The organism is Paenibacillus sp. 1_12 (assembly GCF_900114475.1).
In the GTDB taxonomy this organism is placed as follows: domain Bacteria; phylum Bacillota; class Bacilli; order Paenibacillales; family NBRC-103111; genus Paenibacillus_S.
In genome coordinates this window covers 15,875-40,181 of the sequence record NZ_FOTE01000003.1, presented here as the reverse complement: position 1 = coordinate 40,181, position 24,307 = coordinate 15,875, and the positions used below count along the sequence as shown (strand labels likewise).

The following is a 24,307-nucleotide window of genomic DNA, read 5'->3' as shown; positions in this document are numbered from 1 at the left end:
GTATGATGTTTTGCCAACCTTAGTCCTACTCCACGTGTATGACTAATTCGACAACAAAAAAACATTATACTATAAAAGACCTATAATTAGAAGATATTAGGGAAAATTAATGGGATAGGTTTCCTAATGTTCAACTCCAACCTTACTATTTTCAATGAATTGGTTCTGATTACACTCTCGTGGAAGCCATAATCCTAACCTTGTAGTTCCTCCAACATATAGCCACGTAGCCCCAATCTCTTCTTCACGAATACTATATTGTCAGCATAAAATAGTTTAATATCATTACATATATTGGTTTATAATTAAAAATATGTATAGGAGGTTTATCATGATCAAAGAGATCGCACTACAATTATTAGTTATAACCCTGTTTTCTTTACCTATTACTGATGTTAATTTTGATTATGTAGATAGATATAACAATATAGACGATCATGATGAACGATTAATCAAAGATTTCAGATCTCATCATGAATACTCAAAATTAGAATTATTTTCTTTACAAATAAAATATTTAGATACAATTAATGGTTATAAAATTTATTACGTTCCCTATAAAGGTAAAGATGATTCATTGAATAAGCCATTTGAAAAAGCCGATTATACATTTCCAATACAAAGCAATACCAGAATCATAGGTATTAAAGGTGATAGGCTATATACATTGGTATGGTTAATAAATATGGAGGATATGGATTTAATAAAGTTGTATGAATTGACCATAACTGCTCGTTAGCTTAATGATTAACAAATCCCGTTGAGTCCAGCATCATGGTGTGAAATGCTTTTTAAACAAGATTAAACAGTTTCGTCGAATTTCCACACACTTTGATAATTATTTAACTTCTACCACAAAAATGTAGGAAGTCGTACCCGTTTTCCATGCCGATTGCATTAGTATAGAATACTTTCCAGGTTCTTGTGGTAATGATAGGCGATTATTCTCAATATTAATGCTTTTGAAATCAACCATCTTGTACCCTTCACCTGTGACTATTGAGCTTTCAATCTTTGAAGGTTCTAAGCCATTTGGATATTTAACTATAACAGTTGATTCCTGATTAACAATGACAGGGGGATATTCTATTTGTTTCACAAATTCAGGTACTGGTTTAATTGATTCAATGCATTTTTTCCAGCAAGCACTACCTTGAAGTAATGGAATATCTTGCATCCATACATTTCCATTGATTTTTTTTCATAGGCAACAAACGGAATAGGTGCATTAATATATTCATCAAACTTTATACTAGATTGTTCAACACTGATTGTCTTCGTTTCATCATCGTAATTAATTTCTATAGCCGCTAAATTTTCAGCAACAAAACGAATTGGAACATACACATGGCCGTTATAGTTTATTACAGAGTATTCATTACTGAGTGTTGTAGGTTTACCGTTAAAATTAAAATTTGCTGAAGACAAGAAATCTTGAATGGGACTTGAACCATAAGCTACAGTACTTAAAGACACAATTAATCCGATTATAAATCCTATAATTAATTTTCTCATTTTGTACCTACCTTTTGTTATGATGTATAGCGTATTTAGCCTGCTATGTTTCATAATTCCCTGGTTTATTGGGATGTCTTTTTTTTGAAAATATTTTTTACCTTAAGGGTTTGTACGCTTTATATAATCTACAAAAGCTTGCATGGGCACTACGTTGAGTGGGCTTATTTCTTTTGGTAAATCGTCAATATCGAACCATTTAAGTTCTACCGTTTCGTCTGTTTTAGGTAATAATTCTCCTGCAAAGTCTCGACATATATAAATGATACCGATTATATATACTTCATCACCGTTTGGATATGTATACATCCTATTATCACCCGAGAAAACACCTAAAAGTTCAAGTTTACCGGCAATCAGTCCGGTTTCCTCAAGTAATTCGCGTTTTGCAGCATTTTCAACAACCTCGCCTATTTCGACCACACCGCCATGCAATGCCCAACATAAATTGTCTCTTCGTTTTTGCAATAGGACCTTACCGTCTTTGTAAACAAAAACTCCAGCCCCAACGGCAATCAGCCTATCATGACCAATCTTTTTCCTTATATTTTGAATGTAACCCATCATTATTTCCACCCTTCAATATGCGTAAAATTTATTTTTCTTCATCATCATAATCCATCATCTTACTTTAATAATGTAGTTTGCCTATCCATAAATTCGTCGTAAAGCGAGAATTGCAATAATTTAATATACCTTTTTTTACTAATTTAGTAATTTATACTTAAATAGTTATTCGTGAAATGATTACACTATCCTCCCCGTTACTACAAAAATAGGAGCAAATCGCTACGGCGACAGCTCCTATCATCTTCATCACACTATCGTTTCCACGTAGCTTTTTCACGCATTATTCTAATTAACGTTTGAGCTGCATATGGGTATGAGCAACTGAATTATTTGACGTTTGTCAAACCTATTCGTTAAAGCCTGTTCAAGAGCGATCCGAGCCTGTCTAAATTCTGTTCATTCGCTTCTTCGCAAATGGGCTTGAGCTTGTTGTATTCTTCCTCTGTTTCGAAAGTCTGCTTGAAAGTAATCTCTGTCCCACCATCAACGTCCTCGAATGTGAAAGTCAGGATAAAGTGAGGTCTGGATTCGTGTCGCAGCACAATACTCTCGGGCCCGACTTCAAGGAATACATTTCGGTTCGGAAAGTCGGCTCCGTCAGGGCTATGCATCGTAAATTCCCAGAAGCCTCCGGGTCTTAAATCGAAAGTGTGGAAAGTATTCGTGAAACCGTTAGGTCCCCACCACTGCGCGAGAAGTTCCGGCTCCGTCCAAGCCCGGTATACCAAATTCCGAGGAGCACCGAACTTCCGACGAGACACAAGTTCGAAGGTAGCTGCGTTGCTTTCTCCAAGAGATTTTGCGAGAAGGTCCAGCATTTCCTTAGTTCCATGCTCGCGTTGTTCCGGCGTATCGTAACCGTCGAAAAATGTTCCTTGCTCTGTAAATATCAATTTGACGCCATCGCTAGTCGGCATAAATTCAATAGTTGCGATGGAAACCGATATCCGGATTTCTCCTTGGTCCAGACTATACGTGTATACTAAACGTTCATTGGGCACGATTTCCTGGTAATAGGCCTCAAATGTATAGACAGGTCCGCCTGGAGGGCCCCCCCGGCTCAATTCACGTCCGCCAATGCGAAAATCGAATTCATCGGCAGGCTGGAACCAGCGAGCTTTGGCGCTTCGGTCCGACCATGCGGCAAATACGCGTTCCGGAGCGGCACGGTAAATGCGCTCAATTTGGAATGTAGAATGAGTCGTATATCGCTGTTTCATAAGTAAATCCTCCCCATTGAGATCTCATGTCAAATTATCGTTTAGAAAATCGCCAAGCATATCGAAACGAAGTTCCCAATTCAAGCGATGTTCAATGATATACTTTTCGTGGCTTACCTTCATCGTTTCCAGTAATGAAATAAATGCGTCAATTGAAAGCGGATCCTGATGGCTCATTCGCTCGGCCACGCGTTCGAGTTCAGCCAAAAGCTTCTGTTGGGTTTTTATATTTTTCCGGACCCTTTCAATCTGAATATCCACGATATCAGACGGGCTATACGTATGCCCTTTAAGTACCGACTTCATTTCTTCAAGAGATAAGCCCAAATCTTTTAGAGACAAGATTTGTTGCAGCCGTTTGATGTCGGCTTCGTTATACAACCGATGACCGGTATCGGAATGCCCTGACGGTGAAAATAAGCCGATCTGATCGTAAAACCGCAGGGTGCGGACTGTAAGTCCGGTCATATTGGCAAGAGCCCCCACTTTCCAATGCTGCTGCATGACCCACTCCTTTCTTTGGCGCTAGCTATTTACCGGTGTATTTAGTATAAAACATGACGTTACGTAAGGTGCAAGAGGTTCGTTAATTTAGTCTTGAGATTTCAATTCAGGAAGCTTCAATTTTTCGGTGAGGCATTCATACGAGTCCTTCAATATGTTATCCCCCATTCTTACACAATCCACACTAACCATTATACCTTTCTGTATGTGATCAGTTTCACACATAACTGCCCATTACTTGAGAAGTAACAAATGAATTTCCCTAAAAATAACGGCGATATAATTCTCTCCTACGCTCTTCGCGCAGCTGCACATAAATCTGTGTAGTGCAGCTTTTTCATGCCCAAGTATACCCAGTTCGTCTTCAATGTTTATTTTCTGCACTTCTCCAACGCGGCGGCCCGTGCAGTATAGAAATACCAACAGAGCATGCTCACGGTGAGATCGACAGGTAATCTTAAGATGAATAGCATCCTCCTCAACCAACATCTTTAGTTGTAGAAAGTATGCTTTCATTGTATGCGTGCTGAATCCCAGAATACGTTTGTCAGCTTCATACAGCATCCATAAATCCTTCAATGTCATAATAAAAACCCTCTCAAGTATAAGTTATCTCTAGCATTGCTAGAACTATGAGGGTTTAATCTTTATTGCTTATTGTTGTGCTAGCGTTCTTCGTTAGTTTAGCTTTTTTACAAATTAACTCGCTCCCGCATGCTTTAATAGCGTCATAATAATGTTTTTTCCTTCTTCAGTCAGAGTATAATACGTAATGTTAATTTCAATCATCCCTCCATTCCAAACAGTTACGGAGAAGGACTGCTTACCCTCATTAGCAATGCCTATTATTCTGAAATCAGGAAACGTAGCTTTAGGTTGTCCCAACATAATATCTGCATTTTGATGAGCATGATTTAAACTTTGAATTTGTTTCTTTGTTTCGAATAGGGTTTCCAACAGCATTCTATGTCACATTATTTACAGAGAGCTTGTCCAATCTACCGTAGAATGTCATTGACGCAGTTTTACTTCAATTTTCTCAACCCACAGGCAATCCTTTAAAAGCCACTGCTGCGTATAATATAAAGATTGCAGTTTATATAACCGCAAATTACTCATTAATTACCAATTAAAGTTTTCTTGCTTTAAACACGAAGGACAGAGGAAACATTTTCGCAATGAAAGCAGAATGATATTTCTGTTCAACTTTACTCTCACTTTCAAGAGTTTGTTTATCAGTTTCTTCTATCATTTCCTCAATAAAAAATCCAGCTTTAGATAAAGCGTTAATATACGTTGAAATTTTCCTTTTGCTGAGTGAAACATCAAAGCCGTATTTTTCAAACGTAAAAAGATTTTCATCGTAATAAGAGCTTTTAACTACAAGATTATCTTCTTCAATTTCCATACATCTCATAACAGGGTGATCCCAGCTAAATATAAAGATACCATCTTTTTTTAAATAGGATGCGATTAAATTAAATGTTTTTTGTAAATCGGTAGTCCAGCCAATTGCATATATTGAATAAACAATATCAAAATAACCCTTTTGGTAAACCTGGATTCTCTTCCATGGGACTATTGAATAAATGTGCTTCATATCCACAATCTTTTAAATAACTGGTTGCATTTTCAATTTGCTGTGTTGACATATCAAGTCCCCAAAGTTCTGATGCATTATGGTCACCATGATATTTAAGAGAGTGCCCACTTCCACAACCAATTTCAAGAACTTTTTTACCAGACACATCACTAAACAAATGTAAATCTTCTTCGGATGGTATCAAGCATCCGAGTTTTGGGAGTGCAGTTACACCGACCCATTTGTCAGCAGTATTATCCCAAAACTTTTTATTTTGTTCTAAAACCCCTTCATTATCAAGAGTGTTTTTTCTTGAATTTAATAATATATTGCCCTTTTTTACGACTAAATCCTCCATAATATTCCTCCTATATAGTTAATCTTTAGTTCGTAATATATTACAAATGCATCATATATGTAATTGTAACAGGTTCCATTTTATGGTCAATATGTAATTATCCTGAACGTTAGTTTAATAGCGTTTACCACTTTTTAGTCTACGCAGTTATTTCATATGCATTAAAAAACGGACAATATTTGTGTCGTCCGACATCTAATATAAATAAATGACAACAAGAACCTTATCCTATTCCCGACAAAAATAAACACATCGCGTCGTCTGTTTTGACGATGCGATGTGTTTATTTTTAATTCATTATTAAATTGTCAATCTGTATACAAATTGATCGACATTTCGCCGACAGACTGCGGAGCGAAAGCGCTGATCAAACGCAGCAGCTTGTTTAAAGCAACGATGACCGGCGACTTGCCTTCCTCCTCAGCCTGCTGCCTTCTCCATTTGCGCAGCTTCTGCAAAGCCGGATTACTCGATAAAATCTACCTTTTGCAGCAATCTCTTCAGTATCGTTGCGGCTTGGGCCCGGGTTGCAAACTGCTGCGGCTCGAAACGTCCGCCGTCCATACCGGCGATAATTCCCGCCTCCACCGATCCGGCGACTGCAGACTGCGCCCAGGAAGAGATCGATTCGCGATCGGCGAACGCGGCAAGTGACTGGCTGTTCCCCGGCAAATTTAATTTAACGGAAACAAAAGCAAACGATCTGGCGATCATAACCGCCATCTGCTCACGTGTAATCCGCGCTGTCGGCTCAAACCGATCCGCCGAGATCTCGTATGTCAACAAATTGGCCGCTCGCTGCCTCGACTCTCACATGAAAGTCAACGGCGCTGCCTGCCACACGGAACCGCGCGCTTGTGGCAAGCCGCTCCAGCTCCGTTTGCACAGAATCGCTTACTCGTTCCATAGTCGTAACGATCTTCAGAAACGGCCACACCGAGGCGTTTGGCTATGCCTCCAAGGTCAATTACGCTCGCTTTCAGCTGCAAGCTGGAGCCGCTCAGCTCGACTTCGATATCGGCGCTGGGGAGCGCGCTCGCTATAGCTGCGATGGATGCCCCGGAGAGCTGTACTTGCACAGACCGTTTCGTATCTGCCATTTTAATAATAATGATTGCCTTAGCGGAGTCCTTCAGCTGTTCCGCAGCTTGATCCAAAATGTGCTCAGGGAGATCCAGCTTCTGAACGCTCGTTCCATCCGCAGCTGTTTCCATAATCAAAGCTGAAGCCATTCATAATAATGATTCCATCATTGGTACTGGTTATATAGCCGAATGTGATCTCTACATCATTCTTACGAAATTCGTGTAGAATTGAAACACGGCTTAGAGGGCTTTTATAGGCGTTCTGGTGATGTTCTAAAGTTAGGGTGGGGGCGGAGTTACATCATCTATGGGCATGTCATATTCACATTTGCCGTAAGCACTTCCACCGACCGACTATGGATGAAATGTAAAGCAATACGAAAACAAATGATGTAAATTTATGGTACAATTAAAGCTGTTCGATATGTATAGTGTAAAGAAAGGTAAGTAAGCGATTAAGCATATATACTTTTCTCTAAGCAGAGGGTAATTGCCGTGGACAACAAAAGGTTTATAAAAGCCCTCACTAAAAAGAATAAAGACCCTAGCAATAATTCAGCTAGTAGTTAGTATTTAGAAATTTATTTTTTGAACAGGAAGGAAGTCAATCGTGCTGTTTCGAAAAGCTATTACAACCGATATACCGCAGTTAATTATATTTCGTAAGATATTACTATGTCATGAGGACAACAGTAGTATGGATGAAACATTTAGAGACTACTTTGATTCCTCACTATCAGACAAGTCACTCGTTGTATGGGTTGCTGATGATGACGGAGTAGTTGTATCAACAGTATGTTTTTGCTTATGTCGATTTGCACCTCGATTTGAAAATCCTTCTGGATTGGTTGCATACATGACTAATGTTTTCACAATCCCAAATTACCGTCGTCAAGGTATAGGTTCCAAACTTGTTAGTGAAGCAATTGACGATTTGAAGACACAAGGAATTAGAAAAATCCTGCTACATTCGTCTGATATGGCTAAACCGATGTATGAAAGTCTTGGTTTTGTTGAAGGAAAGAACTATATGTCAATAAATATTTGATGCTAGAACTTCCTCTAATAAGCACTCTCTACCAAATCTTAGATTTTTCTTCTCCAATCTCTGTTTCTAGCATTTCAACAACTTGTTTTGACGCAGCATTATTTGCGTATTACGCTGTAGGGACTAAGAACGTCTGAGAATATATTCTTTATCGATAAGGCTCTTTGATGTATGGTTACGGTCAGAAAGTCTACCGTTTGGCCAAGGCCAATATTTCATCTGCAACAAGATCAGGGCGATATTGATGAATATAATGCTCGGTATCCTTAACCAACGATTGCTTCGCTTGCAAGGACCAGGAAGTAAATTCCTCTTCTTATTGGTTCCAAACGTCATTTTTAATCCCTAAATAATCCGATGTCAACACGGTAAGCGGGAAAGGGAAGGGCTTTTTGTCATCCAAAACGATTTTCGCATTTGTCTTGGATTGACGGAGCTCGTCATCTATATTGGCATTTTTAAGTTTAAGCAGTGTGGCTACCAGGTCAGTTTTCTTCAGTTCATCCGGCACGAACTTCAAGCCATTGCGAATTGAGCGTGAGCTTTCGATAACACTCTCAGAGTGAAAAAGCATCCGAAGCACGCATGTTTTGATGAGCAACTGATTCATTAAGCCACCCCTTACTGGCGTCTCAGCAAAATCGTAGTAATATTCCGGACTTCCACTATCCAGCATCACGATGCCCTTTACCTCGTCCGGGTATTTCTGGGCAAACCGGAGTGTTTCGAGTGATCCTAGCGAAATGAGCCACTAACAGGTAAGGCGGCTTTTGGTCGGACGCCTGCAACACTTCGTGAATTTCGTTCGTTATTGTATCGATGTCACGCTTCTTGTCCGTCGTATCACTGTACCCATAACCGAACCGGTCATAAACTGTGAATTTAACATGTGGCGCGAGCTTCTCATACAGCGGGAAAAAATCAACATACGGGTTGGCCGTGCCCCATCCAGAAGCGAATACAACTGTTACATCCCCTTGACCTCCGACGTATACATGCATGTTTTCCCCATTCACATTGTACAACTTGCCGCTAGGGGTGTAAGATTTCAGATCCTTCCCGGCTCTCACCTTTTCATAGACCGCGCCTGATCCCAGAAGTACAAGAATAGCCAGCAATCCGAAAATAACCGTCTTCAATAATCTTTTACACCATTTTTTTCATCTATCACACTCTCCTTGTAAGTAAACAGATACGCTCCTGATGCTCCCCTGCATTAATAAATGTTCAACTTACCCAAGAGAAAACAGTATCTTAATTTTAGCTTAATTATTTATTTTGATACATCAGCAACGATAGTTAGACAGAACTCTTCGCAGCTTCATACAGCATCCATAAATCCTTCAATGTCATAATAAAAATAATAAAAACCCTCCCAATTATAAGTTATCTCTAGCTTTGCTAGAATTGTGAGGGTTTAATCTTTATTGCTTATTGTTGTGCTAGCGTTCCTTTAGCTTAGCGATGTTTCCCCGCCCGTACTACTTTTCCAAAAAGATAAACAAGAACAAAATAGACGGGGAATACAATCAATCCGACAAAACCAATAAAAATACCGATTGCAGCCCTACCGTCATCGTTCCATGCATCCACGTGTTGTATGGCATAAAGCACATAGAATAACCATATCACCATAGCTACGTATCCTAACCTATATGCTATACCCATAAGCATATCTCCTTTCATAAAACAAATATTCTCTCGTCTCCCGTTAGCTTAACTTTAGTTTGCATTCTTGGAACGCAAGTTCAAAATTGCCATGGCTTTTTTGGAAAGCATCAGCCAAGGCGGCCGCCCAATCTATTGCCAGTGATCCACCCATGCCAGCAGCCGGAGAGGCGCAGTATCCAGCATCACCGACTAGCGCTACCCTGCCTTTTGTCCACGACGGCATTTTCATTTGGCACAGCTTGTCAAAGTAAAAAATTTTCGAGTTCTTCACTTCTCCCAGCAATTCCGGCGTTCTCCAGCCTAGTCCGGAAAACTGATTCAAAATTATATTCCGCTGCTGTTCTTCGTTTCGGTAGTCGTAAGGGATCTCCTTCTCCGAAAAAAAACAGAGGACGATATCGGTTTTATTGTTGTAGGCGTTCAGAAAGACCGCCTTGCCCGGCTCATTGTACATCTGTGTTGTATTCTCCCGGATCAACGACTTATCCGCGATCGTGATAGAGAAATAAGCTTTTTTATCACGCTAGGGTAAGGAAGAATTTTTAGGATACTGATTACAATGCATAGAATACAATAATTTTTTAAACTGAATATACACTACTATATAAGATGAACCAAAGAAACACACAGCCCGAGCGGAGAAAGCGGACCCTTCTGGAGAAACAAAGTGTTCGCCTTTGCAGACGGATTCTTACCCCTTTAGGGCTAAGAATCCAAAGAATCTGGCTGCAACAGCGATTGGAAGAAGGGTCTGCTTTCGCAGCGTCTCCCTGCTTTCCGAATGTTTGGTTCATCTTTTATAGTTTTTCAGAAAAAACCTTATTCATATACCATAACCCAATATTTTTCTTCTGGTTTACCTTCTTCAACAACTTTCTTCCAACCATTATTCTCATAAAACTTCATCGCTTTTTGATTTTCGGATACACATTTCAATCTTACTGGTTTATTCATTTTTTCTATGGAGGCATTAACCAATTGACTACCAACACCCTTACCTGAGAAATCAGGGTGAACAAATAAATGATGTATAAAATCATCTGGCAGGTACAAAGAAGCAAATCCAAGGATATGAGTATCTTCCTCTGCTAAAAGTATATACTCTCCTACAGTATGCTTATCAAAGTCTTCTAAAGTCATTTCTTCTGTATCTGCCCAATGAAAACTTTTACGACGAGATTCTAGATATATAAGTCTTAAATCCGGGTAGTCTAATTCACTTGCTACTCTAATATTCATATTTTCACTCTCACTTTCTTCAACATCCTGCATCGACTGTATATCGTGAAAACTGCAGGTGGAACCAAAGATTACGCAGGGCGCTGTTACTCCCAGAAAGAATGGCAGCCTGAGCTAGGCATGGGAGGAGGTTCTGGGGATTAAGCGGACCTTTAGGGGAGGCTTTTGTGTTGGCAGAACCTGATGCGAAAGAGGACGGCAACAATCTTGACGCTATGCTATAAAAACGTTTAGAGAAATACTGGACCGAATATGGTGTAACTGACACAATTAGTATGAGAAACGATTCCTTAGTTAAACGTTGCGGTCCTTGTACTTCCATCCCAGTCAACTTGAATACCCAGTATTTCCGCAAGCTGTCGTACGGGTAAAAATGTCACATTGTTTTTTATCATAGGTACCACTTCCTCCAATTTCACCTTTTCACCATCAACTAAAATATCAGGCTTACCGATATGCATGATGATACTCTTACCATCCTTTGTCAGCGTAATCTTCTCTTGGCTTTGTTCCCAACCCACTTCAAACTGGAAAACGTCCGCAATGGCTCGTAATGGAACCATGGTTCGCCCGTTCTCGATAAATGGTACTCCTCCACTGTCTTCGACATGCAGATATCTCCCGTTCACAAGGACTAAGACCTGGTTCTTCTTCACTTCCTCACACGAAGGAAGTTCTATTTCAATCTTCTTGCCATCTTTCTCTATACCCATTTTATTAGGAATGCCATCTCTGTTTTGGAAACATGATTGCAAAGGCACTGCATCCGACCAAAAGAATTCCCTTTCAGCATAAGCTGTATTTCCGATCGCTAGCACACAAAGCAAACTGAGCGCGCTATACTTCCATTTTGATTTGAACAATTGTATCAGCTCCAGTTTCATTTAGATCGTTAACCCTTATTTAGTATCATCAGACTGCTCTAGAGGGCCTCTGTATAAGTGAAAATTTCGACTTTCACCCTATCTTCCTCTTCTCCGCTTGCCACTATTTTGAAAGAGCGGTTCACGTTACTTTCCCCTGGCGTAAAGATAGATCGAATACCGCTTCGAGCTGCAGGATTCCAGTACACCACATTACCTGTTGCATCTTCGATGACAGCCAAGCTAATCGTTGGCGAAATGTCCGTCGTTTCTTTGACATCGAGGGCTAAGGTTTCTCCACTTTTTATGACAAAGGCTTTTCCGAGCTGAACACCCTGAGTACCGTCAGCATTTTCGTCACTTACAGAGCTCGGTAACTTCAAGCTATTATTGAAAATATCCGTATTTTTAGCCTTCTTGTCATAGGCGGTTAGCTGTTTGTAGCCGGTCATATCGCCGTTTTTTGTTTTGGACAGATTGAATGTAAATTCTTTTGGGGTGAAGATTTCATAAATCACATAGACTCCGCGCTGGATAACCTCGTCAATAAATGCAGCATGATCATATTGGTATCTCTTGTTGGAGTACTTCAATTCAAAAGAAATTTGGTTCGCAATCATTTTTTTAATGACACTATCCTCTTTATAGGCTGCTGCCTTGTCAGCGAAAGCGACAGTTACGGTCCGATCCTGTATGTAAAATGTTTTTGTGGTCATCTCGGCAACGGATGAGTCGTCTTTGTCCTTCCATAGGACACCTACCTTATAGTAAGGCTCTGTGCGGTTAAAGGAATCCAGCTTCAAACCATTTTCATCGATATATAGATCTGTTGTAAAAATGCCCATTTTGGTTTTTCCCAGCGTGGATTGTACATTTCCTTCTAACGTATCGTTTACATTGTAATAGGTCTTAATGCCTCCGCTGTACTCCGTAATCGGTTGAGACGCTGTCGCAAACACCACAGATGATGAGAAAAGGGATACGGCTGCTATCATGACGGCGATCACGATCCCGGAGAATGCCTGTCCTTTTCCTTTACTCCGATTCATAATCAGCTTAAATCTTCTGTATAACTGCTTTTTAGGTTGAGCCAGGCCACTATTGAAGGCAGGAGACGCTTGGGAAGCAAAATGCAAAATCATTTCGCTATAGCGCTTCTTGTCCATGGGCTGCATCATTTTGGATAGGGTTTCATCCACAGCGTATTCGCAGGCTTCGCTTACATTGGCCAGGGCCAGATAAGAAACTGGGTTAAACCAGTGCAGGCAGTTCACGATCACAGCAAAAAGTTTAAGCCAGGCGTCTTTTTGCTTGTGGTGAATCAATTCATGCCTTAACGCCAGCTGGTAATCCGCCGTACTCATATTCGTATTGGGAAATACAATTTGGGGCTTAACAAACCCGATTAACATTGGTGAATGCACGTTAGGGCTGGCCAGCACATTCAGGCTTCCCACTTTGTCGATGCTGGTACCTTGAAGCGCCTTGCGTTTAAATCGAAAGTAATTGAAGAAGTTCAAGCACAGCATGATGACAAAACCGCTGACCCAGATTCCCAGGATCCAAGTTTCTGAGGATATAACTGGAAAATTAAAAGGATCAGTCGGGACCCCTTCGCTGGAACGTACAGGCAGTTCCATGGCTTTCGTTTCTATGGCTGTTGCCGTATTTCCGGTAAATGAAACTGCACTTGTGCCAGGAATCAGGGACTGAGGAATAAGGGCAGGCACCTTGATACTGAGCGGCACGATAAACAGTAACAAGGCCGACAGACAGACGTAATAATACCAACGGCCGCCGCATTTTGCAGCAAGCTTTGTTTTAAACAGAATGAGACATAGACTTGCAATACTGCCGGTAAGGGAGGTCATAAGCAGCCATTTAATCATGAGAATCGGCCTCCCGGTTAATAAATTCACGGAGCTCGTCGATATCTCTTTTAGTGAGATTCTCATCCTTGAATAAGGCACTGATCAGGCTTTTGGCGGAGCCGTTATGAATGGAGCGTACGAAGCTCTGCGTCTGCAATTTTTGATATTCCTTTTCGCTTATGGCCGCCCAATATTCATGAGCGTGGGAACGCCCCAGCTTGATGGAATCCAGAGCGCCTTTGTCAATCAGTCTGCCAGCGAGGGTGAGCAGCGTAGTGATTTTTTTGTCAGGCAATTTTTCCGCAATTTCCTTGGTCGTCATCCTTTCTCCCCTCTCCCATACGACTTGCATAATCTCCATTTCCGCCTTGGTAATTTGCATAGCAGCACTCCTCCTTTTTTCGTTTCTACAACTTGTTTTTTATTATACAAGATGTAGAATCGAAAAACAATACATAACCATTTAAGTCATCCTCCCCTTGGATGTGACGTCCTTTAGTTGCGGTATTAGAAGTAGCGAAGCCGTCGTGTGAGTCTCACAGGTTTAAGAATGATTGACTCTCCACCCGCTCTTTAGTTAGAATGAGTAGAAATTAGGGTGTACTGGGGCAAACCACTGATTCTTAACAACGTAAAATGCCCAATTAATGGAGGTACATAACATGCAAAAACAACGGATGATTTTAATCGGTCATGGAGGGATTAGCAAATCGTATCTCAAAGCGTTCTCCAAAGTCTAAAACGCAAAAATTGTCGGAGTGGTTGGTCGCGATGCAGAGAAGGTTGAAGCATTTGCCAGCGAGTTCAGTATCCCTTTTTTCGGCACGCAGCTGAACGAGGTAGCGAAAGATGCGGAAGCAACGGCTGCTATAATTTGTACCCCAAACGGAGTACATTATGAGAACGTGATGGAGGCTTCTCGATTGGGGCTCCACTGTCTTTGTGAAAAACCGCTGCATATTTCAACGGAGAAACAACAGGAAATGATTGCAAGCTGCAAAGAACACGGTGTAAAGCTAGCCGTTTCCTACATGCGTAGATTCGCAAGTCACTTGCAGTTTATCAAGGATATCATCGATTCCGGGAAGTTGGGCCGGATCACTGTTGTAGATTTGTCACTTAAGTATTTTAGGCCTAAGGAATACTATCACGATTCTTGGCATGGTACAAAAGAGCTTGATGGAGGGGGATCCTTCATTCAGCAAGGAAGTCACATCATCGACCTTGCTTTATGGTTTTGCGGGGGTTACAAAGACGTCATTGATTCGAAAATGTTCCAGGTTTACCACGAGATTAAGACTGAGGATCATGGTTACGCGATCGTACAGTATCAGAACGGCGCCATTGGCATGATCCAAGCCTCTACCGCATGTGCAGGCTTAAAAAAGGAATGGATTGAAATTATTTCCGGTACAAACGGAACAATATTAGCGAATTATAGTGGAATCCTTGCTTTCGATGTCCCGGGTATCGATCTGCCTGTTTTTGCAGAAAACGAATCATTGAACGAATCATTGTTTGAAAAATTGGCAACCGATTTTGTTCAGGCGATCGAAGAGGATCACCTACCATTTATCGATGGAGATTCGGCTAGAACGACAACGGAACTCATAAATGCCATTTATCTTAAAGCGGGAGAACCGATAAAAACCTTTTACTAATTCAACCATCTTGCGAGGTATCCTGACCTCCAATAACAAAGGGGCGTGCCATTTATTTTCATGGCAACGCTCCTTTTTATTTTTCTGCAAATCACAGCTTGACCACTCGTTCAAATCTGATCATCTTACGACATTTTGGCGATTTGCTTATTTTCTCCTAACAACTTTGCAGAAATGACGCCTACCAGCAAAGACCAAACAGGAGCTGAAATGCCTAGAAAACTAACGTTAGCGATCGCGATAACAAAAACAAACAGCATCGAGAATCGGTAAGACGGTTCCGAAAATGCAGAACGCAGACTGTTTAACAGCACGCCTAGAAGGGCAAAGCCAGATAACAACGTAATAAAGGATGCCGGGAGCAGCTCAATAATCGCGATCACTTTCCACGCAAATACCCCGAATAATGCCACGATTCCGCCAGAAACTAGAGCTGCTACTATGCGGCTTTCCTTAGGCCCCGCTTCTTCGCTGCTGCAAAGCGCTGTCATCATCCCACCAATGTTCACTGCGTGTCCACCAAAAAAACCAACAAATACTGTTCCTATCCCAGAATAAACAAGCGTTTTATTGACTGGCGGATCAAAACCGTTTTTTTTCAAGGCAGCTAATGCGACAGCTATATCATTGCTTAGTACTAAAACGGCCACAGGTACCGCTATGGATATTAAACCGTTCCATGTGAATGATGGCATGATCAATTGGGGCAAGCTGAAGTCAACCTTTTGAACAACCGGAAAGTCGTATCCAATGAAAAGTCCTAAGATCCCAAAAATAAGTACCCCCAATAAAGGAGGAATCGATTTAGAAATTCGGGGTGCGATAAAAAATCCTAAGATTGCCATTCCCCCTACAAGAGGAGCATTCTTAAAGGCAGGCACGATGTTAACAACATAATTGAGAACGAGACCCGCCAGCATGGCATCAATCATGGGTTTGGGAATGAATTCAAGTACTTTATTGAATACTCCCGATAGCCCGAATACGGTAATAAGTACACCAGCCATAATGAAGCTTCCGGCCAACTCGTTAAATGAAAAATGTGCTATAGCCGAGCTTAAGAAGGCAACAGCTGTTATCGAGTGCGCTCCGGCAAAGGGGATTTTGAATTTCATTGACAGCACTATGTTTAAAATGCCGCCTATAAAATAAACAATGAAGAACCAAGAAATAAGCTCAGCACGGCTAAATCCCGCAATGTCCGCACATTTGATAAGAAGTATGGCTCCGCCGGTACAGGCCATCAACGCAGATAAGATACCGGTTGCTATGTTTTGCGTACTCAACGTTGAAAATTCTCCTTTATTCAAAGCATAGTAAGATATTAACTTATAAAAGATACTTTTGCCACCCCGTAACCGTTAGTTAAGAAAACGGCAGTCGATAGTAGCCGACCGCCGTTTCTTGGTGTTTATTTTGCAAGGCTAGTTCAATTTACCTCTCGTTATGCACCTCAAAGTTAGGTTTAGCACTTATTAATGATACACTCGCATTCCCACCGTTCTTTCCATCGATTTGTTGCCGATAGTAGCCGTTTGGAGTATAGGTAATATAGGATATAATGCCTGCGCTCATGTCACCCTTAGGATGCAATTGGCCGGCAACCCAGTAATAAGTTTCTCCAGTTTGAAGAACCGTTTTGGATGGGTTATAACCTCTTTTAAGATTAAGATCCTGTTCATTTTGTCCGTTTTGAATTTTGCTATATACGATGTGATCATCGCTTTCCTGTGGGATATAGCTATCCGACTTGTTAAACACGATACCTTCATTCGTTTTACCACTTTCATCAATGGGGCTGATACTGATATGCGCCTTACCTCCATCAGAGCTATACATCCATGGATAAGTATCCGTTAGTTCTTGTTTTACTCTTGAATAGGAAATATAAGATTGAAGTGGAGCTGATATTTTTTGAAATTTATATCGATTCTCGTTTGAATCGTAAACCTTCCGATCGAACAGCATCCCTTCGGTTTCAGACCTGAATGGATCATGAGAGTCCTCTACATCTACAACGATAAACTCCAATAATTGTTCATGATATATTCCGTCTGCCGCATCCCACTTTCCTTTATGGATATCAAATGAGTCTATAAACTTTTCGGGAAAATATCTAGGCCACATCGTAAATACATTTGTCCCATGCCATAAGACTTCAGCTCTCGACATCGCATGCTTATCAGCAGGAAGAATTTCTCCTTGATTGAATGCGAGCATTCGATCAATACCTACCACTGCTTGTTCGTGGGTCAGAGGAGAGCTAAGGGCAAGCTCACCTTCCTCATCTACCCCGGTAAGCAAGCCACGCTTAGTTGCTTCAAACACTATTTTATCGTAAGTGTACTTCTTTTCAGCTTCATCGACTTCCAGAACAATAGCTTGTAAAAACTCTATGTACTTCGCAACAGCCTGTCCGTGAACAGCATCGGAATGTAAGTAGCAGGTTTGAGACTTATCCAGCTTGACAATGCAGTAGGTTCCTTCCGTTTTATTGGCTTTGAACTTCGCAATTAAATCATTCCAATACATTTGCAGTTCTTTTATTAACTGGGGAACCTCCTTAACATCATTTATATTCCCAATAGCTTGACCTCTAAAGTGCGGAAGGTTCTGAAGAGTTTGTAACTCATCAGGTTTCATCCTCAAAACTTCCTGCTGAGATCGTTCCCTGGCAAGTATTCGGTTTTTTTCAACGGCTTGGGTTGCTCTGACCAAGGTTTGGGCAGCATCTCCGCGAATAATGGGACTTGACCAATCGCTTCGGTAATCATCATAATAGATTCCGTTTTTCTTAGCTGCATCGTAGTAAGGAAGAAACCTCGACGCATCGGGTGGTTGTGTACTGATCGGGAGATTAACCGCTCGTACAACCATGGATAAAAACTCTTCTTCCGTTATGAAGGCATCCGGCTCGAAAGTGCCGTCAGAATAACTGCTAACATAACCTGCCTTAACTACGTTTTTAACTGCAGAAGCTGCCCCATGTCCGTCTTGGTCTGTTGATCTGATTGTTTCATTTGATGGTTCTGCTAAAACGGATTGAGAATGAATTAGGAACATGCTAATAAAAATAACTAGAGCTAACATTGTAGATAATCGTTTTTTCATATTCATTAAAAAATACTCCTTCTTTAAATTGTTATTGTTTATTTATCGGTTTTCTTACAATAATTATGAATTTAATAAAATTTGTGAAGCTCTTCTGCACAACAAAAAATCTGCCGCGCTTTCCACTGGCAGATTTTTGTCGAATTATTTTTCACTAAACGTTCCCTTCAGCAGGAAAGCTAGACTTTAACCATCCTCGTCAGATCGTTTTTGACCAACTACCATACCTAACGAAATCCAACCGCGCTTATCTAATGTAATTAACTGTTGTTCAGCCTCTGATATACGTTTCTGGTCTCGATAAACGATCCACCAATCTCGTGCAGATGGGAAATAACTGCACTGGACAACAGATAGTCCCTGTTGGCGGAAGAGTTCACAATTCCATTCTAAACTTCGAAAGCAACGTCGAAAGCCCAAGTTGTACTGTTCGTCAATTACAACCATATCTATAGGCATGGGTTCAGGCTGGCACATCGGTTCTGCTATGCCTATATAAGCATTTGGTTTAGCGACACGTATGATCTCCTTCAAGGCTGCGGGTCGTTCATCACCGATCATTTCAAATGAACCTATGCTTATTACGGCATCGAATGTACCACTTGCAAAGGGCATTTCTTGAGCTTTGAGCTTCATCCCGAGAACCTGATGATTTACTCCTAAGGCTATCGCGTTTTTTTGTATCTCTATGCCGTCAGTCCAAGGTTCAAGTGTAACAACATTAACATTCCAATACTTTGCAATTGTTGCAGCTATTTGTCCTGACCCGCCGCCGATCTCTAGCACCCTCATACCTGCACAGATTTTTAAGGCTTCGACAAGCGATAATGCCATTTCAAATGAACCAGGCCCCCAAGAATTTCGGTCACTCAATTCTAAAAAAGGATTCATTCTTTAGCTCCCTTTAATTAGGAATATGTAACTCCCATTATAAAGGGCTGACCGAATAGAAATAGGGATAATTCATTTTTATTTAAACTATCCACTGATTGCTGCACTCACCTGCACCGTTAATTTTTACAACACAACTTGCAGATGCTCAATTTATGGTTTAAGAAAAAATTTTACGAATCCGCAGGTTGTCTGAGAAGTTTCCCAAGAATCCCCTTCTGGTAAAGTGCCTTAATCAGGATGATAAATAAAGGTGCCAGAATAACACCAACAACACCAAATGCTTCGATTGCTATAATAAGCGAAGCGAGCATTGTAAATCCAGATACACCCAATGTATCCCCCAATATTTTGGGTTCAATAACATGCTTAAGTATCACCGACAATAAGAACACACCCGCGATCCATAAAGCGATTGTGATATGCCCGCTTAACAACAGTATGGCGATCCACGGAAGGAAAACAAACCCCGCTCCTAATATCGGTAAGATACTGGAGAAACCAGCAAGGAGGGACAGCACGAATATATTTTGTAATGGGTAAAACAAGGACAGAACCAACAAACAAACCCAAATGATCACAAACGAGAATCCGGCGATTTGGAGCATCGCTACAATGTATTTACCAAAACCTGAAATTACGTTGTCATTAAGAAACTGCAGGACATTTTTAAATTGATCAGGCGTTTTCTTTTTATATAACTCACTCCACATCTTACTTTCTAATGCAAGGAAGTAGGCAAGGATAATCGCAACTATAATATGAATTACAAACTTTGAAATAGACGTTGTAAAAGTAACAAGATGTTGCAAAATAACCTTTACCACTTCAATTGCTTTTTCCGTACCTGTAGCTATGTATTCCTTAACTTTTACCAATTCCTCCGGTGATAGTGCCTGAATTTTCACCTGAACCTTATCTACCACCTCGTGTCGAATCATTACATCATACGTTGGCAATTTACTGATGAGATGACTCAGCTGCACCGAGCAAACGATACCGATCATACCAAGAAGGATTACTAGGATTAAAACAAATCCAACCATGGAAAAGGCTACAGAACTTGGCCTGTTTAGCCCCCTTCGTTCTAAGAAACGTATGGCAGGCTGAACCATCCAATAGATGATTAAACTGAAAATGACTGGTGTTGCGATGTGGTAGAGATAAGAAAAACTTAAAACAAATAGATACATGACGAACAGAAGTGCACAAACGTCCACCGCTGGTCTCCAGTACTTCCGAAATAAATCGTATACCATGATAAGTTTCCCTCCATATATTGCCTGAATGTTTACAGGTTTTGATAGGGGGATATACCGTACTTACCTCCCCCTGTTGAGATGCTTTCCCCTTTCCACATTTGTTGCTTATCATTGAATTCTTAATCGACCACCGGCTGTTTCCGATTTAAAATCCCCATAAATTCCTCTCCTGAAATGGTTTCCTTTTCCATTAAATATTTAGTGATTTCATGTAACTTTTCTTTGTTTTCCTCCAATATCCGCAGAGCAGTCTTATGGCTAGTTTTGATGATTTTCAATACCTCTTCATCGATTTTGGAGGCAGTCTCGATGGATACCAACAATGAAGTGTCGCCTCCCAAGTAAGGATTGTTGACAGTTTCCAGCGCCATCATATCGAACGCTTCGCTCATGCCGAATCGGGTCACCATCGATCTGGCTATCTTTGTGGCTTGCTCGATGTCGTTGGAAGCACCCGATGTAATTCGCTGGAAGATGATCTCTTCCGCGGCACGTCCCCCCATAAAGGTTGTGATTTTGTCCAGAGCTTGCTCTTTGGACATTAAGATAGTCTCCTGCTCGTCCACCTGCATCGTGTAACCAAGAGCGCCGGAAGTTCTCGGAATAATCGTGATCTTATGCACGGGCGCGGAATGATGTTGCATTGCTGCTACCAATGCATGCCCCACCTCATGATAAGCAATGGTCAGTTTATCCTTCATAGAAATGAGAGCATTCTTCCGCTGATAGCCGGCAATGACAACCTCTACGCATTCTTCCAAATCGTTCTGCGTAACCTGAGTACGGCCGAATTTAACGGCCCGCAGAGCAGCCTCGTTGACGATATTGGCCAAATCGGCTCCAGAAGCCCCCGAAGTTGCCCTGGCAATCACATGAAAGTCAATGTCATTTTCCAATTTCACCTTTTGGGCGTGCACCTTTAAGATAGCTTCTCTGCCGACCAAATCCGGAAGCTCCACCGGTACTCTACGATCGAATCTTCCCGGCCTAAGCAGTGCCTTATCCAGCGTCTCCGGGCGGTTGCTCGCCGCTAGAATAACTACACCTTTATCGGCATCGAATCCATCCATCTCGGTTAATAACTGGTTTAAGGTTTGCTCTCTCTCATCATTTCCTCCTGCGATTCCGGAATTACGGCTTTTCCCAATGGCATCAATTTCATCAATAAAGACGATACAAGGGGCTTTATCCTGTGCTTGTTTAAACAAATCCCTCACCCGCGCTGCACCCATGCCGACGAACATTTCCACAAACTCGGAACCTGATATGGAAAAAAAGGGAACCTTCGATTCCCCTGCCACCGCTTTGGCCAGCAGCGTTTTCCCTGTCCCTGGAGGGCCAACTAGCAAAGCACCTTTAGGAATACTCGCGCCTATCTCCGTGTATTTCTTTGGGTTATGCAAGAAGTCGACAATTTCCTGCAACGCCTCCTTCGCCTCATCCTGCCCCGCAACGTTTGCGAAAGTAACCCCGGTTAGTGATTCCATGTACACCTTGACGTTACTCTTGCCGAAGGACATGGGATTACCTCCGCCCGGGAGCCGATTGGCCAGCTTCTTCATGAGCCATTGCCCTACCAAAAGAAAGATGAGAAACGGGAGAATCCAAGTCAGAAAGAAGTTTAAAATCGGCGACGTTTCTCTGGGGATAACACGAGAAAAGGCAACGTTCCCTTCGTATAATCGGTCTACGAGCTTCGAGTCCTCAATAGCTCCTGTCTTATACATCTTTGCCTCAGTCGTATTGATCGGAGTAAAGACGATTACGTTATTTTGTATATCCACTTTCTTAACTTGACCATCCTTCACCATTCGTAAGAACGTGCCATAATCAACTTCCTTTACGGAATAGTTGTAAATAGCGGGCATAACGAAGGAGTTAATCAGTAAAATGAGCAAAAGGGTGATTCCATAGTAATAGAGAACGGATTTTTTTGGTGGCTTCATATCTTTCATGCTCATGAACACTCACTCATTTCGTTTACATATATTTTCATAACCCGTACGTATTATTTCCCAAAGTTTCATCTGCATTCTCATTTAACTATATGCTGTTATACACACCGTAAATAAACTGTTCCATAAACAAAAAAAAGCGGCTGCGAGCAAACGACAGTCACCAAACGTCCTCTGATGTTTCGCAGTGAACCATTTAATACCAAAATAATGTGGAGCCCTAAAACTCTTTCATGAGGATTTGCACAAGTTTACAACAGCAAAAGCCCGCAAAAGCGGGCCTTTGACGCATTTTTTAGGAAGACGGGATGACCAGCAACTCGTCAGAATAGATTGTTTAGTTCGTGTTTGCTCTGCCGTTATATCCCTTAGACTGCGGCTGCTGTGCAAGTCGTCTCATGCCGGCAGATCCAACACTCAAAGAATAGGGGATAGCAGTCTAGCCACAGCTTCTTTAAGCTTGGACATATTTTTGCGTGATTCATACCGTTCGATCGTCAGTTCCGAACACACCTCACTGTCTTGCAAAAACAAATCATGAAGCTGTTTCGCGACATTCTCGTCATACACGAGCGCATTCACTTCGAAGTTTAAGCGAAAACTGCGCGTGTCGATATTCGCTGTTCCTACAGACGCCACCTCTTGATCGACTACAATCGTCTTCGCATGCATAAAGCCTTTCTCATATTGCAGGATTTTGACACCATAAGGCAGTAATTCACCGACATGGGCCAAGGTAGCCGAATAAACAAACAGGTGGTCCGGCTTGTTCGGAATCATGATCCGAACATCCACGCCAGATAAGAGAGCCATCTTGCATGCATCCATAAAACTGGAATCCGGGATGAAATAAGGAGTTTGTATATAGATGCTTTTTTGGGCTGTCATCATTAATCTCAGATACATATTTTTAAGGTGTTCCGTTCGCGAATTAGGTCCGCTTGTAATAATCTGTACAGCGCTATTTCCATTGTGCTTTTCTGATCGGAAGAAAAACTTATCTGGGTTCATGTTTTTTCGATTTGCGGCCTTATTCCAATCTAAAATAAACCGGGATTGAATTTGATCGACGGCTCCTCCCGTGATTCGTAAATGCGTATCTCGCCAGTAGCCCATTTTTTTATCCAATCCTAAATATTCATCTCCTACATTAAAACCTCCGATATAAGAAATCTCCCCGTCAATAATGCAAAGTTTCCTGTGATTTCTATTATTGATGCGGAAATTAACCAATCTAAAGAAGGAAGGATAAAATGCTTCTACTTCTCCCCCATATGATAGGAGTTCGTTAAAAAATGAACGCGTAATTCGTCTCGATCCGATGTCATCATAAAGAACCCGAACTATTACGCCTTCCTTCGCTTTTTTAATTAACTCATCCCTGAATTGCCCTCCTAATGCATCCGGCTGAAAAATGTAATATTGAACGTTAATTTCTTTTTTCGCATTCCGAATATCCTGAAACAAGGAGTCGAACTTTACTTTTCCATCTATAAAAATAACAATATCATTGTCTGTCGAAACGAGTGCGTTAGATGATCTTAGATTCATTTTCAGCAAATCTGAATATTTGGTTATGACATGCCATTGCTGTTCAGTACTCATCATCTGTTCGTCAACCGTAGATTGGAGGTAAGCACGTTCCTCGAAAGTAAGATGATAAAAATTATCTTGTTTTAATTGCCGACCAAAAAATATGTAAACGAAGAAACCAAGGAGCGGAATAAAAAACAATACCATTAGCCAAGCCCAAGTCGATCCAATATCTCTTCTTTCAAAGAACACTACGACACCTGCTAAAATGATATTACTCAGCGTAATAATCGAAACTACGAGCGTTACGAGGTTCCCAATTTCCAAGGTAATGACTCTCCTTTCAGTGCTCATGCCTGCTTCACTAA

28 protein-coding genes are annotated in these 24,307 nt (G+C 41.2%); 3 read left to right on the top strand and 25 right to left on the bottom strand.

Features of this window, described 5'->3' with window-relative positions; all coding sequences use genetic code 11:
- The first annotated feature begins 331 nt into the window (after positions 1–331).
- Positions 332–739 (top strand): hypothetical protein, encoded by a 408-nt coding sequence (locus tag BM210_RS07785; RefSeq protein ID WP_091166246.1) that lies wholly within the window; start codon positions 332–334, stop codon positions 737–739.
- 356 nt (positions 740–1,095) lie between these two features.
- Here BM210_RS07785 and BM210_RS07780 read toward each other — a convergent pair whose 3' ends face one another.
- From BM210_RS07780 to BM210_RS07735, 11 genes are all read right to left on the bottom strand, one after another.
- Positions 1,096–1,515 (bottom strand): stalk domain-containing protein, encoded by a 420-nt coding sequence (locus BM210_RS07780; RefSeq protein WP_177237700.1) that lies wholly within the window; start codon positions 1,513–1,515, stop codon positions 1,096–1,098.
- A 102-nt stretch (positions 1,516–1,617) separates the two neighbouring features.
- Complete coding sequence (locus BM210_RS07775) at positions 1,618–2,082, bottom strand: NUDIX hydrolase (RefSeq protein WP_256223350.1); 465 nt, start codon at positions 2,080–2,082, stop codon at positions 1,618–1,620.
- Positions 2,083–2,438: 356 nt separating this feature from the next.
- Entirely contained in the window at positions 2,439–3,305 is an 867-nt protein-coding gene (locus BM210_RS36185; RefSeq protein ID WP_091166242.1) for an SRPBCC family protein, read from the bottom strand.
- A gap of 24 nt (positions 3,306–3,329) precedes the next feature.
- Positions 3,330–3,809 carry a MerR family transcriptional regulator gene (locus BM210_RS07765; protein WP_091166240.1) on the bottom strand — a complete coding sequence of 160 codons (480 nt, stop codon included), beginning with the start codon at positions 3,807–3,809 and terminating at the stop codon, positions 3,330–3,332.
- 234 nt (positions 3,810–4,043) lie between these two features.
- Positions 4,044–4,394, bottom strand: coding sequence for a hypothetical protein (locus BM210_RS07760; RefSeq protein WP_256223348.1), 351 nt, complete (start codon positions 4,392–4,394; stop codon positions 4,044–4,046).
- 114 nt (positions 4,395–4,508) lie between these two features.
- Positions 4,509–4,772 carry a hypothetical protein gene (locus BM210_RS07755; RefSeq protein WP_091166239.1) on the bottom strand — a complete coding sequence of 88 codons (264 nt, stop codon included), beginning with the start codon at positions 4,770–4,772 and terminating at the stop codon, positions 4,509–4,511.
- Between the two features lie 166 nt (positions 4,773–4,938).
- Positions 4,939–5,409: a class I SAM-dependent methyltransferase gene (locus tag BM210_RS35595; protein ID WP_256223346.1), complete on the bottom strand. Its 471-nt coding sequence runs from the start codon at positions 5,407–5,409 to the stop codon at positions 4,939–4,941.
- A complete protein-coding gene (locus tag BM210_RS35590) occupies positions 5,345–5,749 on the bottom strand; it encodes a class I SAM-dependent methyltransferase (protein WP_256223345.1) in 405 nt (134 codons plus the stop codon). The genes BM210_RS35595 and BM210_RS35590 overlap by 65 nt, the downstream gene beginning before the upstream one ends.
- Before the next feature lie 308 nt (positions 5,750–6,057).
- The gene (locus BM210_RS07745; RefSeq protein WP_177237699.1) at positions 6,058–6,207 is read right to left on the bottom strand and encodes an HRDC domain-containing protein; all 150 of its coding nucleotides are present in this window, start codon (positions 6,205–6,207) and stop codon (positions 6,058–6,060) included.
- A 7-nt stretch (positions 6,208–6,214) separates the two neighbouring features.
- A complete protein-coding gene (locus BM210_RS07740) occupies positions 6,215–6,532 on the bottom strand; it encodes an S-layer homology domain-containing protein (protein WP_091166235.1) in 318 nt (105 codons plus the stop codon).
- A gap of 38 nt (positions 6,533–6,570) precedes the next feature.
- Positions 6,571–6,981 (bottom strand): hypothetical protein, encoded by a 411-nt coding sequence (locus tag BM210_RS07735; RefSeq protein WP_091166233.1) that lies wholly within the window; start codon positions 6,979–6,981, stop codon positions 6,571–6,573.
- A gap of 463 nt (positions 6,982–7,444) precedes the next feature.
- Here BM210_RS07735 and BM210_RS07730 point away from each other — a divergent pair, with 463 nt between their 5' ends.
- Positions 7,445–7,882, top strand: coding sequence for a GNAT family N-acetyltransferase (locus BM210_RS07730; RefSeq protein WP_091166232.1), 438 nt, complete (start codon positions 7,445–7,447; stop codon positions 7,880–7,882).
- A gap of 316 nt (positions 7,883–8,198) precedes the next feature.
- Here BM210_RS07730 and BM210_RS35585 read toward each other — a convergent pair whose 3' ends face one another.
- The 8 genes from BM210_RS35585 to BM210_RS07695 form a co-directional block, all read right to left on the bottom strand.
- Positions 8,199–8,561 (bottom strand): hypothetical protein, encoded by a 363-nt coding sequence (locus BM210_RS35585; protein WP_256223344.1) that lies wholly within the window; start codon positions 8,559–8,561, stop codon positions 8,199–8,201.
- The gene (locus BM210_RS35580; protein WP_256223343.1) at positions 8,548–9,021 is read right to left on the bottom strand and encodes an alpha/beta fold hydrolase; all 474 of its coding nucleotides are present in this window, start codon (positions 9,019–9,021) and stop codon (positions 8,548–8,550) included. Before BM210_RS35580 ends, BM210_RS35585 begins: the two co-directional genes overlap by 14 nt.
- 319 nt (positions 9,022–9,340) lie before the next feature.
- On the bottom strand, positions 9,341–9,517 hold the full coding sequence (locus tag BM210_RS07720) for a hypothetical protein (RefSeq protein WP_256223342.1): 177 nt from the start codon (positions 9,515–9,517) through the stop codon (positions 9,341–9,343).
- Between the two features lie 76 nt (positions 9,518–9,593).
- A complete protein-coding gene (locus tag BM210_RS07715; RefSeq protein WP_143101010.1) occupies positions 9,594–10,007 on the bottom strand; it encodes an FAD-dependent monooxygenase in 414 nt (137 codons plus the stop codon).
- Between the two features lie 365 nt (positions 10,008–10,372).
- Positions 10,373–10,792: a GNAT family N-acetyltransferase gene (locus tag BM210_RS07710; RefSeq protein ID WP_091166230.1), complete on the bottom strand. Its 420-nt coding sequence runs from the start codon at positions 10,790–10,792 to the stop codon at positions 10,373–10,375.
- A 290-nt stretch (positions 10,793–11,082) separates the two neighbouring features.
- Positions 11,083–11,676: a stalk domain-containing protein gene (locus BM210_RS07705; RefSeq protein ID WP_091166229.1), complete on the bottom strand. Its 594-nt coding sequence runs from the start codon at positions 11,674–11,676 to the stop codon at positions 11,083–11,085.
- Positions 11,677–11,714: 38 nt separating this feature from the next.
- Entirely contained in the window at positions 11,715–13,544 is a 1,830-nt protein-coding gene (locus BM210_RS07700; RefSeq protein ID WP_177237698.1) for a M56 family metallopeptidase, read from the bottom strand.
- Positions 13,537–13,908: a BlaI/MecI/CopY family transcriptional regulator gene (locus BM210_RS07695; RefSeq protein ID WP_091166225.1), complete on the bottom strand. Its 372-nt coding sequence runs from the start codon at positions 13,906–13,908 to the stop codon at positions 13,537–13,539. The genes BM210_RS07700 and BM210_RS07695 overlap by 8 nt, the downstream gene beginning before the upstream one ends.
- Before the next feature lie 367 nt (positions 13,909–14,275).
- Here BM210_RS07695 and BM210_RS07690 point away from each other — a divergent pair, with 367 nt between their 5' ends.
- The gene (locus tag BM210_RS07690; protein ID WP_305728463.1) at positions 14,276–15,187 is read left to right on the top strand and encodes a Gfo/Idh/MocA family protein; all 912 of its coding nucleotides are present in this window, start codon (positions 14,276–14,278) and stop codon (positions 15,185–15,187) included.
- Positions 15,188–15,312: 125 nt separating this feature from the next.
- Here BM210_RS07690 and BM210_RS07685 read toward each other — a convergent pair whose 3' ends face one another.
- The 6 genes from BM210_RS07685 to cls all read right to left on the bottom strand — a co-directional run bounded on the left by BM210_RS07685 (position 15,313) and on the right by cls (position 24,266).
- Positions 15,313–16,473 carry a benzoate/H(+) symporter BenE family transporter gene (locus tag BM210_RS07685; RefSeq protein ID WP_256223339.1) on the bottom strand — a complete coding sequence of 387 codons (1,161 nt, stop codon included), beginning with the start codon at positions 16,471–16,473 and terminating at the stop codon, positions 15,313–15,315.
- Between the two features lie 148 nt (positions 16,474–16,621).
- Positions 16,622–18,304, bottom strand: coding sequence for an S-layer homology domain-containing protein (locus tag BM210_RS07680; protein WP_091166224.1), 1,683 nt, complete (start codon positions 18,302–18,304; stop codon positions 16,622–16,624).
- Between the two features lie 180 nt (positions 18,305–18,484).
- On the bottom strand, positions 18,485–19,189 hold the full coding sequence (locus tag BM210_RS07675) for a class I SAM-dependent methyltransferase (RefSeq protein ID WP_091166222.1): 705 nt from the start codon (positions 19,187–19,189) through the stop codon (positions 18,485–18,487).
- 173 nt (positions 19,190–19,362) lie between these two features.
- On the bottom strand, positions 19,363–20,448 hold the full coding sequence (locus BM210_RS07670; RefSeq protein WP_091166220.1) for an AI-2E family transporter: 1,086 nt from the start codon (positions 20,446–20,448) through the stop codon (positions 19,363–19,365).
- A 122-nt stretch (positions 20,449–20,570) separates the two neighbouring features.
- Positions 20,571–22,406 carry an ATP-dependent zinc metalloprotease FtsH gene (ftsH, locus tag BM210_RS07665; RefSeq protein ID WP_091167633.1) on the bottom strand — a complete coding sequence of 612 codons (1,836 nt, stop codon included), beginning with the start codon at positions 22,404–22,406 and terminating at the stop codon, positions 20,571–20,573.
- 417 nt (positions 22,407–22,823) lie between these two features.
- Positions 22,824–24,266 (bottom strand): cardiolipin synthase, encoded by a 1,443-nt coding sequence (gene cls, locus BM210_RS07660; protein ID WP_091166218.1) that lies wholly within the window; start codon positions 24,264–24,266, stop codon positions 22,824–22,826.
- Positions 24,267–24,307: the final 41 nt, after the last annotated feature.

Excerpts from the sequence above, each read along its gene's own strand:
- BM210_RS07715 (WP_143101010.1), bottom strand. The coding sequence starts at position 10,007 with ATGTACAATGAGCCGGGCAAGGCGGTCTTTCTGAACGCCTACAACAAT.
- BM210_RS07785 (WP_091166246.1), top strand. The coding sequence starts at position 332 with ATGATCAAAGAGATCGCACTACAATTATTAGTTATAACCCTGTTTTCT.
- BM210_RS07710 (WP_091166230.1), bottom strand. The coding sequence starts at position 10,792 with ATGAATATTAGAGTAGCAAGTGAATTAGACTACCCGGATTTAAGACTT.
- BM210_RS07670 (WP_091166220.1), bottom strand. The coding sequence starts at position 20,448 with ATGGTATACGATTTATTTCGGAAGTACTGGAGACCAGCGGTGGACGTT.
- BM210_RS36185 (WP_091166242.1), bottom strand. The coding sequence starts at position 3,305 with ATGAAACAGCGATATACGACTCATTCTACATTCCAAATTGAGCGCATT.
- BM210_RS07680 (WP_091166224.1), bottom strand. The coding sequence starts at position 18,304 with ATGAATATGAAAAAACGATTATCTACAATGTTAGCTCTAGTTATTTTT.
- BM210_RS07780 (WP_177237700.1), bottom strand. The coding sequence starts at position 1,515 with ATGAGAAAATTAATTATAGGATTTATAATCGGATTAATTGTGTCTTTA.
- BM210_RS07695 (WP_091166225.1), bottom strand. The coding sequence starts at position 13,908 with ATGCAAATTACCAAGGCGGAAATGGAGATTATGCAAGTCGTATGGGAG.
- BM210_RS07720 (WP_256223342.1), bottom strand. The coding sequence starts at position 9,517 with ATGGTGATATGGTTATTCTATGTGCTTTATGCCATACAACACGTGGAT.
- BM210_RS35590 (WP_256223345.1), bottom strand. The coding sequence starts at position 5,749 with ATGGAGGATTTAGTCGTAAAAAAGGGCAATATATTATTAAATTCAAGA.
- BM210_RS07705 (WP_091166229.1), bottom strand. The coding sequence starts at position 11,676 with ATGAAACTGGAGCTGATACAATTGTTCAAATCAAAATGGAAGTATAGC.
- BM210_RS07760 (WP_256223348.1), bottom strand. The coding sequence starts at position 4,394 with ATGACATTGAAGGATTTATGGATGCTGTATGAAGCTGACAAACGTATT.
- BM210_RS07755 (WP_091166239.1), bottom strand. The coding sequence starts at position 4,772 with ATGCTGTTGGAAACCCTATTCGAAACAAAGAAACAAATTCAAAGTTTA.
- BM210_RS07765 (WP_091166240.1), bottom strand. The coding sequence starts at position 3,809 with ATGCAGCAGCATTGGAAAGTGGGGGCTCTTGCCAATATGACCGGACTT.
- BM210_RS07735 (WP_091166233.1), bottom strand. The coding sequence starts at position 6,981 with ATGGCTTCAGCTTTGATTATGGAAACAGCTGCGGATGGAACGAGCGTT.
- ftsH (WP_091167633.1), bottom strand. The coding sequence starts at position 22,406 with ATGAAAGATATGAAGCCACCAAAAAAATCCGTTCTCTATTACTATGGA.
- BM210_RS35595 (WP_256223346.1), bottom strand. The coding sequence starts at position 5,409 with ATGAAGCACATTTATTCAATAGTCCCATGGAAGAGAATCCAGGTTTAC.
- BM210_RS07700 (WP_177237698.1), bottom strand. The coding sequence starts at position 13,544 with ATGATTAAATGGCTGCTTATGACCTCCCTTACCGGCAGTATTGCAAGT.
- BM210_RS07775 (WP_256223350.1), bottom strand. The coding sequence starts at position 2,082 with ATGATGGGTTACATTCAAAATATAAGGAAAAAGATTGGTCATGATAGG.
- BM210_RS07675 (WP_091166222.1), bottom strand. The coding sequence starts at position 19,189 with ATGAATCCTTTTTTAGAATTGAGTGACCGAAATTCTTGGGGGCCTGGT.